Origin of the sequence: Paraburkholderia sp. BL25I1N1, from assembly GCF_003002025.1 — a bacterium.
In the GTDB taxonomy this organism is placed as follows: Bacteria; Pseudomonadota; Gammaproteobacteria; order Burkholderiales; family Burkholderiaceae; genus Paraburkholderia.
Genome location: NZ_PVZB01000058.1, coordinates 1 through 11,147, shown reverse-complemented (window position 1 = coordinate 11,147; position 11,147 = coordinate 1). Strand labels below are relative to the sequence as shown.

14 protein-coding genes are annotated in these 11,147 nt (G+C 61.1%); 8 read left to right on the top strand and 6 right to left on the bottom strand.

All coding sequences use genetic code 11. The annotated features are described in order from the left end of the window. The 3 genes from B0G73_RS39585 to B0G73_RS39575 all read right to left on the bottom strand — a co-directional run. The coding region (locus tag B0G73_RS39585) for an aromatic ring-hydroxylating dioxygenase subunit alpha (protein ID WP_258194182.1) at positions 1-976 on the bottom strand (976 nt) is incomplete at its 3' end. A gap of 47 nt (positions 977-1,023) precedes the next feature. Continuing rightward, a complete protein-coding gene (locus tag B0G73_RS39580; protein WP_106286454.1) occupies positions 1,024-1,335 on the bottom strand; it encodes a recombinase-like helix-turn-helix domain-containing protein in 312 nt (103 codons plus the stop codon). Position 1,336: 1 nt separating this feature from the next. Beyond that, positions 1,337-1,651: a non-heme iron oxygenase ferredoxin subunit gene (locus B0G73_RS39575; RefSeq protein WP_106286453.1), complete on the bottom strand. Its 315-nt coding sequence runs from the start codon at positions 1,649-1,651 to the stop codon at positions 1,337-1,339. Between the two features lie 440 nt (positions 1,652-2,091). On the opposite strand from B0G73_RS39575, the gene B0G73_RS39570 reads away from it, so the two are divergent. Next, on the top strand, positions 2,092-3,165 hold the full coding sequence (locus tag B0G73_RS39570) for a porin (RefSeq protein ID WP_106286452.1): 1,074 nt from the start codon (positions 2,092-2,094) through the stop codon (positions 3,163-3,165). Between the two features lie 98 nt (positions 3,166-3,263). Here B0G73_RS39570 and B0G73_RS39565 read toward each other — a convergent pair whose 3' ends face one another. After that, the gene (locus B0G73_RS39565) at positions 3,264-4,238 is read right to left on the bottom strand and encodes an IclR family transcriptional regulator (RefSeq protein WP_106286451.1); all 975 of its coding nucleotides are present in this window, start codon (positions 4,236-4,238) and stop codon (positions 3,264-3,266) included. A gap of 185 nt (positions 4,239-4,423) precedes the next feature. On the opposite strand from B0G73_RS39565, the gene B0G73_RS39560 reads away from it, so the two are divergent. Further along, a complete protein-coding gene (locus tag B0G73_RS39560) occupies positions 4,424-4,711 on the top strand; it encodes a hypothetical protein (RefSeq protein ID WP_106286450.1) in 288 nt (95 codons plus the stop codon). Between the two features lie 99 nt (positions 4,712-4,810). Then, positions 4,811-6,496: an acid phosphatase gene (locus B0G73_RS39555; protein ID WP_106286449.1), complete on the top strand. Its 1,686-nt coding sequence runs from the start codon at positions 4,811-4,813 to the stop codon at positions 6,494-6,496. A 63-nt stretch (positions 6,497-6,559) separates the two neighbouring features. Here the strand turns inward: B0G73_RS39555 and B0G73_RS39550 are convergent, their stop codons facing one another. Further along, positions 6,560-7,249, bottom strand: a complete 690-nt coding sequence (locus B0G73_RS39550; RefSeq protein WP_106286448.1) for a DUF4410 domain-containing protein — start codon at positions 7,247-7,249, stop codon at positions 6,560-6,562. A gap of 160 nt (positions 7,250-7,409) precedes the next feature. Between B0G73_RS39550 and B0G73_RS39545 the strand changes: the two genes are divergently transcribed. From B0G73_RS39545 to B0G73_RS39535, 3 genes are all read left to right on the top strand, one after another. Beyond that, complete coding sequence (locus B0G73_RS39545; RefSeq protein ID WP_106286447.1) at positions 7,410-7,769, top strand: DUF3564 domain-containing protein; 360 nt, start codon at positions 7,410-7,412, stop codon at positions 7,767-7,769. A gap of 383 nt (positions 7,770-8,152) precedes the next feature. After that, positions 8,153-8,902, top strand: coding sequence for a DNA/RNA non-specific endonuclease (locus B0G73_RS39540; RefSeq protein WP_106286446.1), 750 nt, complete (start codon positions 8,153-8,155; stop codon positions 8,900-8,902). After that, entirely contained in the window at positions 8,895-9,155 is a 261-nt protein-coding gene (locus B0G73_RS39535; RefSeq protein ID WP_106286445.1) for a hypothetical protein, read from the top strand. Before B0G73_RS39540 ends, B0G73_RS39535 begins: the two co-directional genes overlap by 8 nt. A 57-nt stretch (positions 9,156-9,212) precedes the next feature. On the opposite strand, the gene B0G73_RS39530 is transcribed toward B0G73_RS39535, so the two are convergent. Then, positions 9,213-10,391, bottom strand: a complete 1,179-nt coding sequence (locus tag B0G73_RS39530; protein WP_258194181.1) for a methyltransferase type 11 — start codon at positions 10,389-10,391, stop codon at positions 9,213-9,215. Between the two features lie 189 nt (positions 10,392-10,580). Here B0G73_RS39530 and B0G73_RS41715 point away from each other — a divergent pair, with 189 nt between their 5' ends. Then, a complete protein-coding gene (locus tag B0G73_RS41715) occupies positions 10,581-10,730 on the top strand; it encodes a hypothetical protein (RefSeq protein ID WP_258194180.1) in 150 nt (49 codons plus the stop codon). Further along, the gene (locus B0G73_RS41710) at positions 10,731-10,943 is read left to right on the top strand and encodes a hypothetical protein (protein ID WP_258194179.1); all 213 of its coding nucleotides are present in this window, start codon (positions 10,731-10,733) and stop codon (positions 10,941-10,943) included. It begins immediately after the preceding gene. Positions 10,944-11,147 lie beyond the last annotated feature (204 nt).

The window sequence follows — 11,147 nt, the reverse complement described above, 5'->3', positions numbered from 1 at the left end:
TCGTTACCTCCATGACTGCTCCAGTTGCTTCCGGCTGGAGCGGTTGCCGGGCGGGGCTTGCACCCGCTGGAAAACGCCGCCTTTTCACGGCGCACGCCCAATGCAGACCTTCCAGGCGATTGCGATACAGGAAGCGCCATGCGTCGCGCTGCCAGCCCGACACCTTGCGAGTGCGCCAGAAATAAACCTGGCAGTTGTCGCCGTCCACCGGCGTTGCGAAGCCGATGATTCCGAAGTTGCCGCCCGGGCCGAACTTCTTCTTGTAGGGAATGGCCAGGCGCATCCACAGCGTGCCGGTCTCGCCGAGTTCCACCCAGTCGAAATTCACGTCGCGCTGGCCGACCTTTTCGAACATCAAGCCGGTTTCGGTCTTGCGCACGCGCATGTCGGCCTGCTTGTCGCCTTCGGCCATCGAGTGCGACGTCGCATGCAAATAGGCACCGTGCATGGGGTCCATCACGTTGTCGATCGCGTACTGGTAATTGCATTTCCAGTGCGACATACACAGGAAACTCGCGTATTCCTCGCCGACCAACTCTTCCGGCAGCACGAGCGGCGTGGGTTCCTTATGCGCTTCGTCGCCGAACCACAGGAAGATCGCGCCGGCATGCTCTTCGACCGGATACGACTTCACGCACTTCTGGCCTTCCAGCGGACAGTTCGACACGGCGGGCACTTTGACGACTTCGCCGCTGCCGTCGATTTCAATGCCGTGATACCAGCACGCGACGCTGCCGCCGAGATTCCAGCCAAGCGACAGACGCGCGCCGCGGTGCGGGCAGCGGTCTTCGAGCGCACGGACTTTGCCTTCCTTGTCACGCCACAGCACGATCTGATCACCGAGACGCGTGATGCCGACCGGCGCGTCGCCGACTTGCCAGCTCGGTGCAACGGGATACCAGTAGTTGCGCAAGCCCTTGTCCAGATAGGACTGGATCGGATCGGCCGCGCCTTGTGTTGTATTGGGGGACGTCATGAAGAGACTCCGGGTACGAGTGCGATGAACGTGTTCGGAAAGCGCGCCTATTCGGCGAGCAGGCGGAATTCGGCGGCGAGGCGATCGGCGTTCCACGTGCCGCCTTCCGGGGTGCGGAAGCCGACGCGGTTCAGACCGTCGACCACTTCCTGCAACTCGATCGCGCCCGCTTCGAAGACTTTTTCGAGCGCATCGCCGAAGTCGTTCTCGTACTGGGTCGGCTCGGCCTTGCGCGTTTGCCAAATGAAGTTCTCGGTCTCGCCCGGCTTTTCGATCACGCCCTTGCCCGCGACGTTATTCGGCTGCGGCGCGAGCCACGGCTTCAGGAAAGGATTGAAGTTCACGATTTGCTCTCGCATGTCATTCCACCTTGATCTGGATTTCTTCACCGGCGAGGCGCACCGCGTACACCTTCAGGTCGCGGCCACCGGGCTCTTTCAAGCATTTGCCGGTCGGGATATGGAACACGGCTTCGTGCAACGGGCACTCGACGGTGTCGCCGTCGACAAAGCCCTGCGTTAGCAATGCGTACGCATGGGGGCAGACGTTTTCCAGCGCGTACAGCGCTTCGCCCACCTTGTAGATGCCGATCTCGGCGCCGTCGAGTTTGAACTCGAGCGGCGTGTCATCAGACAGGTCGCCGGCATGGCCGGCGCAGCGCCATTGTTCAGTCATTTCTCGCCTTCTCCTGAAGCTCTATGTTCCATACAAGGAACATCAGTTCGTGTATGGATAATTATAGGAGCGGGTTTGGCCGGAGAAAATAAAAATCTCGGCCGGTAGGGGAAAACACCGAGCGTGGCGCTCGAAAGACAACGTCTCCGGATCGAGCGTGAACCGCTGCGATGCTCTGTGAGCCTTGTCGCGCAAGGTTCGAGCCAAATTTTCAGTCGTATCTGCCAGCCCTTATACGGGTTTGTACGGGGTCCGAAAATTTATTTTGACCACCCACAGACTCACTATAATTTTCCATAGGCGATACAAACGCCCATAGATGGAACATAAAGCGTAGCAGTTTCGGCGGAAACCGCGCAGAACTGCATCCAACCCAAAGCAAGGATCAGGGACGACGAATCTGGCGAGAGCTGTCCGTCGTGTGATCAGGAGAACCAACGGTGAAGCACATCATTGCAGCCGGCTTGACGGCAATCTGCGCAACGACAGGCGCATGGGCGCAGAGCAGTGTGACGCTATACGGCAGTCTGGATGCCGGTGTCGCGTATATCAGCAATGTCGGCGGCCATTCGAAGTGGATGGAAGAACAGGGCAACATGCAGCCCGACCGCTGGGGCCTGAAAGGCGTGGAAGATCTGGGCGGCGGCCTGAAGACGGTTTTCCAGTTGGAGAACGGCTTTTATACGAACACCGGCGCGTTCGCCAAAGCCGGCGTGCTGTTCAATCGCCAGGCGTTCGTCGGTCTGAGCTCGGACACGATCGGCACGCTGACACTTGGTCATCAGACGCCGTTCAGCTTCGATGTGCTGGGTCCGCTGAGCACGGCCTATCTGGCGGCAAGTTGGTACGCGTTCCATCCGGGCAATATCGACGAGCTCGCCGACACGGGCGTGGTGCCGTTCGACAATTCGGTGAAATTCCGTTCGGCGAGTTTCAGCGGCTTCCAGGTCGGCGCGATGATGGGTCTCGGCAACACGACCAATTTCTCGACCGGCAAGACGCTGAGCTTTGCGCTTAGCTATGCGAACGGTCCGTTCAAGGCCGGCGCGACGTATGCGAACGAGCACAATCGCACGCCGTCGATCGTCACGACGGGCATCACCAACTTCCAGGGCGTGGCCGCAGCCAATTACACCGCGGACAAGGTCGAGAACATGGGGGCGGGCGCGTCATACCAGTTCGGCAAACTGCTCGTGCACGGTCTGTATACGCGCGTGAAACTGGAGTCGGGCGGCCACTCGGACACGTATCAGAGCTACGACGTCGGCGCAAATTACCAGTTCACGCCGTTTAACACCGTGGCTGGCGGCGCCGCGACGACGACGCTCGCGGGGCATCGCTGGACGCAGTTCGAAATCGGCGACATTTACGCGTTGTCGAAATCGACGCAGTTGTATGTGAACGCTCTGTACGAGAGTGCCGGTTCGAATACGGATGCGGCGTTCTTTACGGCGGGTGTGTCGAGTGGACGGAACCAGACGATCATTCTGACTGGCATCCATCACTCGTTCTGAGGTTCTGCTGGGACTGCTGGGGTTGTGATCTGATGCGGCTAGTCCGGCTGCGAACGCAGCCAGACTAGCGCTGAAGTGAAAGCTGAACTAGCGCGGAATCAGCCCGCCGCTACCTGCTTCCGGCGCGCCTGAACCGCTGTCGGATCGTCTGGACGCGGCCGGTAGCTGAGTCGCTCGGACAGTTCGAGCGCCGCCTGGCAAACCGCGACGATAAGCGGCTCGCGCTCTTCGGTTTCGCCGATATCCGAACGCGGAATCGTGACGGTCAACGCCGCCGCGATCTTGCCGCTCTGGTCACGCACGGGCGCGCTCACTACAGAAATACCGCGCTCGAACGACGCTTCGCTCAGTGCATAACCGAGCGCCGCGCTTTCGCGCACTCGTTCGTATAGTTCTTCAACCGTGGCCGGCGTGCGTTCGGTGAAACGTTCGAGTTGCGGTTCGGGATACAACTGCCGCAATTCCTCGAAGCTCAGGTCGCCCATCAACACCTGACCATGCACCGTCGCATGCGCCGGCAGGCGCGTGCCGACATGGACCTTCACCGAGCTGAACATCGGCGCATGGGTTTGCGCCTTGGCGACGAACACCACGTCGCGCTGATCGCGGATCAGCAGATGCGTGCTCAGACCCGTGGCGTCGCGCAGGCGTTCGAGAATCGGCGTGCCGACATCGGTCAATTCGAGCGAACTCAGATATTCGAAACCGAGCCTCAGCACCGCGACGCTCAGGCGGAAATAGCGGTCGCCGTTGACGCGCTCGAGAAAGCCGAGCGCTTCGAGCGTCTGCAATAAACGGAATGTCGTGGTGCGCGGAATGCCGATGCGCTTGGACAATTCGGGCGCGCCGAGCACCGGCTCGCGCGCGCTGAATTCCGCCAGAATGCGCAGGCCGCGCTCGAGGCCCGGCACGAGATAAGTCGATCCGCCGGCGCTCTCTTCGTCGGTGGAATCCTGGGAGTCGGCGTCGTTTGCCTGGGCCCGCGGCAACGCGTCGTCTTGCGAAATCGACGCTGCCGCACCGCGTGGCTTCGCTTGCTTGCGTCCCGCTCCTGTCTGCTCTTCTTTTGCCATCTTGGCTGCCGTTTCTACTGTTCATCAAGGTCAGATCAGCATGATAGCGCGTGGCGCGTCGCGGTTAACCATGCCAATTGCTGCACTGCCACCATTTCACGCGGTGCTATGCTTTTGAAGCGGTCCATTGCGCGAGGCCTCGCTGCCGCGCATTCGCTCCGCTCAAGCGTCGGGAGGCCACGCTCATGTCCGATTCCATTCAGATTCAGGTTGCCGACTCGCACCTTTATCCGGGCTGTGCGGTGCGCACCGCGCACTTGCCCGAACTCGCCCGGGCAGCGGCTGCCGTCGTCGAATTCGCGGATGGTTCCGGCGCCAATGCCACCTGCCACCGCCGCGCGCTCGACGAACTCGAACTGATGGTCGACCGCTATGCCACGCAAAAGCGTCACCCCGTCGATACGCGGCACTGGCTTCTGCTTGCCGTCGACGCGACACACAATAGTTGGCGCGTGAAGCGTAGACTCCCCTAGCCGGAAACGTCCGGCCACCTCGAATCCGCAACCGGTGCCGCGCGCACGCCGCCCCGAGCAGCGCGCCTGCGTCCGTCACAGCCCTTTCGGAGCTTCCCGATGACCGACAACGACTCCAGCCTGCCGCCGAACGCCGATGACAGCCCCGACGACCCCGACCGCCGCCGAGTCCTTACCGGCCTGGCAGCAGTCGGTATCGGACTGGCGCTGACGGGCTGCAAAACCGACCAAAGCATGTCGAGCACCGGCGCGCCGCGCAGCGCCGCCGACCTGCGTCTGGACGCCGCGCTTCACGATCAGGTCAAGCACATCGTCGTGATCTACGCGGAGAACCGCAGCTTCGCGAACCTGTACGGCAACTTCCCCGGCGTTCAGCATCCGCTCGACGCCGTGAGCGCAGAACGTTATCTGCAACTCGACCGCGACGGCAAGACGCCGCTGCCGCGCTTGCCGGCCATCTGGGGCGGCCTCGTGCCGCAAGCCCAGGAAGTGGACGGCAAGCGCTACATGATCGGCCAGAAGGATATCGTCAATCTGCACAACCGCCCGTTCCATATCGCCGACGCGCAGGGCGCGCCGCTGCCGACCGGCGTGATCACGCGCGACCTCGTGCATCGCTTCTATCAGAACCAGATGCAGATCAACGCCGGCCGCAACAATCAGTTCGCCGCGTGGGGCGATTCCGGCGGCCTGGTGATGGGCCATTACCGTAATTCCGCCGACACGCTGCGTCTGTGGAATCTCGCGCAGCAGTACACGCTGTGCGACAACTTCTTCATGGCGGCTTTCGGCGGCTCGTGGCTGAACCACATCTTCCTGATCTCGGCGCAGGCGCCGTTCTATCCCGACATTCAGAACAGCCCGGCCAAGAAGATGGTGTCCGTGGTCGACGGCGACGACCCCACCGGCACGCGGCTGAAGCAGGCGGAAGACTCGCCCGCCTCCGCGCTCGACGGTCCGCCGAAATTCGTCAACGACGGCGCGTTCACCGCCGACGGCTACGCCGTCAACACGATGGCGCCGCCTTATCAACCGAGCAACGTACGGCCGGCCGAAGGCGGCAATCCGGCCTTCGCGGACCTGTCGAATCCGCGCGTGCTGCCGCCGCAGAATTACGCGACGATCGGCGACCGGCTGACCGACAAGGGTGTCGACTGGGCCTGGTATAGCGGCGCGTGGCAGTACGCGTTGGAGCATCAGGATACCGGTGCGGTGCCCGACTTCCAGTATCACCATCAGCCGTTCAACTACTTCACGAATTACGCGCCGGGCACGGTGGCGCGGCGCAAATATCTGCGCGATGGCGGCCTCGGCAACGACGCGTCGACCAACCATCTGATCGCGGATATCGATGCAGGACGCTTACCGACGGTCGCGTTCTACAAGCCGCAAGGCGATCTGAACATGCACGCGGGTTACGCGGATGTCGCGTCGGGCGACCTTCACATCGCGACGGTGATCGAGCATATTCAGCGTGGGCCGCAATGGGCGAACACGGTCGTGGTGGTCACCGTCGACGAGAACGGCGGCTGGTGGGATCACGTGTCGCCGCCGAAGGGCGATCGCTGGGGCCCGGGCTCGCGGATTCCCGCGCTGGTGATTTCGCCGCTGGCGAAAAAGGGTTACGTCGATCACACCGTGTACGACACCAACTCGATCCTTCGACTGATCAGCCGCGTGCATGGGCTCGCGCCGCTCGATGGCGTGGTGGCGCGCGATCGGGCATTCGCAAGCAACGGACTCGCGCCGCTGGGAGATTTGACGAGCACGCTGGATCTGGCGTGAGCGCTTGAACGTTCGAAAGTCGAACGCCTGCGGCGCGCGCGGCCTCAGGCATTTCAACTCGAACTATTGCGGCTTCGACTGCGCGGCGCCGTGCAGTTTTTCGACCACCGCATCGGCGATCTGTTGAGCCGTCTTCTTGATCGTCTTTTTCTCGTCGCCGCTCGCCATCACGAACTTGGCGGCGATCACGTACGGATTCAGTTTGATGGCCGCGCCCGGCATGCCTTTGCTGTCGGCTTCGTCGACGGCCTGATACAGCGGCGGCAAATCAGGCGTAGCAAGGCTGTCGCACGACACCGCCACCTGAATGTCGTTCTGGCCGGCGCCGAATCCGACCATGGCGCGCCTGAGGCGATTGCCGTCGTCGACACTCAAGAACACGCCGCGCACTTGCCAACCGGAAGCCGGCAGCGGTTGACCCGGCGCACTGCGGCGCGCGTCGACGCCCGCCTTTTTCAGATCGTCCGTTAGCGCTTCCGCCATTTCGTCCACGATATGTTTCGCATGATCCTGCGGATTCTTGTCCTCGCCCATCGGTCCGGGTCCGCTCGGCAGCAAACCGCGCAGGCGGCGCACGCGTTGGCCTGGTCCGCTGTCCGGTGTCACGTTCGCGACGTCCAGATCGAAGTCGGCGACATACACGACCGGCGCGGGCGCCGCGAACGGCGCACTGTCCGCTGCGGCGGCGTTGACAATCGCCGCCGCGCTCAGGCATCCCGCCATCACTGTGCATTGCAAAAATCGATGAAGCATGGCGAGCCTCCGCGAACGTTAACAGGACGCGGCTATCGTACAACCGTGCGCAGCGTGCGTCCTTTTTTTCGTACCTTATCGTCATGCGGTTTGTCTTGCATAACGCCCGTTGCGGCATAGACTGTTAAAGCACAACTTCGCAATTTGTACGGAACCCGCCATGCGACTGACCATCCTCATCAACGGTTCCGATCCCACCGTCAGCCATGATTACGCTGTGCTATGGCTCGACATCGACGAACACCGGTGGTCGAGAGAAGCACATCAAGGGATCGATCTGCCCCCGTGGGGCGAACTGCGCGACGATAACGGCGTGACGACTCTCTGTGCGCCCAGCACGGATGCGCCGCTGTGCACGCTGCGCGGATTGCACGTGGACCGCAAGCAGCGCGTGAGCGCCGCGCAAGGCGCCGCGGCATGGACCGCCCTGCCGACGCGCGCGCAGGCCAGCGGTTTCTGGCGCTTGCAAGCAGTGGACCGCCAACAGGTCCGCGCCGAACACAGCGTGTTCGACAATTAGGTTTTAGCACTCGTTTTTATCGGTCTAAATTTCCGTGCGCGAGCGGCGCTCCGCAGCGCATGGGTCATTTTGTCCGTGCGTTCGTACGCCGCATTTTTTTGATTCCCTGATTGCGATTTCGTCGCTCGCGCATTTAAGGTCGCCTTAAGTTTGCGTGAGTAGAGTCGGAAGTCCACGCATTAGGGTCGCTGCAAGGCGGCCCGTTTTTTTTGGTGCGGCAAGATGTGGGACGTTGCCGTGCGCGCCATGCGGCCGCATCGTTTTCATGACAGCGCTCAACGCGCGAATCCGTTTTCCCCTCCAGTGTTTTCCTGTATTTCACGTCGCGCGGAACGGGCTCGCAACGCTATACTTGCGCCCCCGATCCCTCGACTGACCGACACATGAAGAAGTGGTTTGCCTATCTGTTGTTCGTCGTTGCCGCTCACGCCAGCGCAGCGCCTTCCTGCACTCAATTCACATCGAACGCGCAATGGCCGGTTCTGAGCAATCAGAAGATGGCGTCGAAAACGCGCATGCTTTGTTATAGCGATTTCGCGGTTCTGCATTCGGGCATCACGCACGGTCCGCTGTGGTCCGCCGAGCATCTGACGCGCGATCATATCGAGGCCGCCAAAGACATGGTGCGCACCAACAAGTTCTTCGAAGACGCGCGCCTGCCGGACGGTGAAGGCGCCACGCTCGCGGACTACAAACGCAGCGGATTCGACCGCGGTCATATGAGTCCGGCGGGCAATCGCTGGAATCAGGAAGCGATGGCACAATCGTTCTCGCTGGCCAACGTTGTGCCGCAAAACCGCGAGAACAATCAGCGCCTGTGGGCGCGCATTGAAATGTCGGTGCGCAAAATCGCAGTGTCGTACGACGATACCTATGTGGTCACCGGCCCGATCTTCAACGGCCAGCAGTTGCAGACTATCGGACCGACGGGCGTATTCGTGCCGACGCAGTTGTTCAAGGCGGTCTACGTGCCGTCGCGAAAGATGGCGTTCGCCGTGGTAGTGGACAACGTCTCGACGAATCGTTACGACATCAAGACGATTCACGAACTCGAAGCAGCATCGGGCATCCGTTTTCCGGGCATTCCGGAGAACCTCAAAGATCAGCGACCGGGAGGACTGAAAGGTGTTTAAACCCTATTCGAATGACGACGACGTGCTCAACATTCAAGGCGATGCGTTGACGGTGAGTAACGGCACAATGCGCATCGTGCTCAACGGCACGCTGGAGCTGACGCAGGATCAGCGCGGATTGAAGGCGGCATTGGCACTGAAAGAAGCTGTAGATGCGATCGTGGCCAGCTTGCAGGCGCAAAGCCATTTGCCCGCGAAGGTCAAGGATGAACCGGATGCGAAGCCGGGCGTCGTGCAGAATCCGTTCAATTAGTCACGCAACGCGCCGGCCACCGGCGCGATGCATTCTTTTCGTGCGAGCGGCCGCCCCTCATCTCGTGTTCCGCAGTTCGATCAAAGCCAAACGAATCCGCTCCACGACCTCGGGCCACCCTCTGCCTTGTTCCCGAAACAGGCGAGCAGAGGGAAACCACGGACTGTCTTCCCGTTCGAGGTGCCATCTCCAGTCGCCGAGCATGGGCAGCATCAGCCACAGCGGCCTACCCATCGCGCCCGCCAGATTGGCCGCCGATGTGTCCACGCTAATAACCAGGTCCAGCGCGTCCATCAGTTTTGCCGTATCGCCAAACGAACGAAGACCAGGTCCGAGATCATGCACGTTGCGCAAGCGCATGGCGTAGTCGGCGGCTTCGTCTTCGCCTTGGCCCTTCTGCATGATGTAGAACTCCACGTCTTCGAGCGCGAAGAGCGGATCGAGACAGCTGAGCGACGGCAACGATCTGGCAGCGTCGTTCTCATGCGTGGGCGCGCCTTTGAAGATCACGCCGACTTTCAATGCCTGCAGATTGCCCGGCAAGGCCATCGGTGTATGCGCGACGCCCGCCCGCAGATACGGCACCACGTCCGGCAAATGATCGATGTCGAGAGATGCCGACACCGGGATCGCGTGCGGATAGACCCAATAGTCATGAAACGGCAGCAGCGGCGCATCTTCGACGGAGCAGATCGCCGCGGCCTCGCCCGAGGCCCTGAACAATTCGACGAGCGGCGCCTGACATACCACCGTCACCCGCACCGCCCCGTAGCGTTCGCGAAAAATCCGCGCAAACCGAAAAAAGAAAATCTCGTCACCCAGCCCGAATTCGCTCCAGATAACGATCGATTTCCCTTCGAGCGACTCGCCATGCCAGTTTGCATAAGCCGGCGGCGCCACGGTAGTCCGGCCTCGCCAATCCGAGCCGTCGAACAGCGCCTCACGTCGACGAAAACCCTCGGTGAGTTTGCCGACAGCAATCAGCATCAGAGCATTGAAGAGTCGAGGCAAGCGCTCGTTTGGGAGTCGTCGGACACTTTCGTCCCACAAGTCCTCCAGTTGATCGCAAAGACCCCGACGGACCAGTTCAAGGTTGATGTGAAAGTAGGTCTGGAGTCGATACGGATACAGTCTTAGCGTCTCGCGGCAAAGGTCCAGCATCGCCGAATCGGTTTCCGCACTCGGCATGGCAGTCACCAGGTCGAAGAGTCGAGGCACATCGCGCTTGCGCAGCACTATTTCTATCGCGTACGCGGACGCCTGATGCTGTCTGTCAGCGAAACCCTCTTGCCGGTTCTCGCCGAACTCGCAGAGCACGCAAAAGCGTTCGCACGATGAAACAGCCGAAGCATCGTTCACCAGGTCGAGCGCATTCGCGGAACCCGCAATCGCCAGGTCAGGCCGATGCAGGCTGAAGGTGCGTTCATGATCGACATCCGTCAGGGTGCGCGAGATTGTTTCCTCGCCGCGAGAATCGGTCGGCAACGTCAAAATCAGATAACCGCCGGGCTTGATGAGTTCGAGCCACCTTGCGAGCACTTGATGAGGATTGGCGAAACGCCCGAGGCAATCTGAATGAACGAAATCAAATACATCGGCTGGCGCGTCGTCCATATAGATAACGTCACGCTCATTCACGTTCCAGGCAATCAGTTGTTCGATGCGAGGAAAAAGATCCGCGTAGCCGAAATCGGAATCGCGCCCGGCGCCCATGTCCAGGCCGACGCCAGAGAAATAGCCCTGCAGAAATGCCGGATCCTGCGAGCGCCGCTGCGCGAGTTTGAGTGACGGGTTCATCTGGTGTTTCGCCCAAGTTAGGTCAGAAGTCAGGCCGCCCGGTTGACGGGGGAGGCAGATGATATTCCGCCGGTAAAAACTCCTATATCACAATATAGATAGATGGTATGAACGCCGCCCTCTCTTCACGGAAATCTGAGGCTGCAGCAGGAGTGACATCGGAGATGTGGGTCCCTCCAGAACCAGACGGCATCA

What these genes read in the sequence shown, in the direction of transcription:
- B0G73_RS39580 (WP_106286454.1), bottom strand. Translation starts at nt 1,335, where the DNA reads ATGCGAGAGCAAATCGTGAACTTCAATCCTTTCCTGAAGCCGTGGCTC.
- B0G73_RS39575 (WP_106286453.1), bottom strand. Translation starts at nt 1,651, where the DNA reads ATGACTGAACAATGGCGCTGCGCCGGCCATGCCGGCGACCTGTCTGAT.
- B0G73_RS39565 (WP_106286451.1), bottom strand. Translation starts at nt 4,238, where the DNA reads ATGGCAAAAGAAGAGCAGACAGGAGCGGGACGCAAGCAAGCGAAGCCA.
- B0G73_RS39560 (WP_106286450.1), top strand. Translation starts at nt 4,424, where the DNA reads ATGTCCGATTCCATTCAGATTCAGGTTGCCGACTCGCACCTTTATCCG.
- B0G73_RS39555 (WP_106286449.1), top strand. Translation starts at nt 4,811, where the DNA reads ATGACCGACAACGACTCCAGCCTGCCGCCGAACGCCGATGACAGCCCC.
- B0G73_RS39550 (WP_106286448.1), bottom strand. Translation starts at nt 7,249, where the DNA reads ATGCTTCATCGATTTTTGCAATGCACAGTGATGGCGGGATGCCTGAGC.
- B0G73_RS39545 (WP_106286447.1), top strand. Translation starts at nt 7,410, where the DNA reads ATGCGACTGACCATCCTCATCAACGGTTCCGATCCCACCGTCAGCCAT.
- B0G73_RS39540 (WP_106286446.1), top strand. Translation starts at nt 8,153, where the DNA reads ATGAAGAAGTGGTTTGCCTATCTGTTGTTCGTCGTTGCCGCTCACGCC.
- B0G73_RS41715 (WP_258194180.1), top strand. Translation starts at nt 10,581, where the DNA reads ATGATCGACATCCGTCAGGGTGCGCGAGATTGTTTCCTCGCCGCGAGA.
- B0G73_RS41710 (WP_258194179.1), top strand. Translation starts at nt 10,731, where the DNA reads ATGAACGAAATCAAATACATCGGCTGGCGCGTCGTCCATATAGATAAC.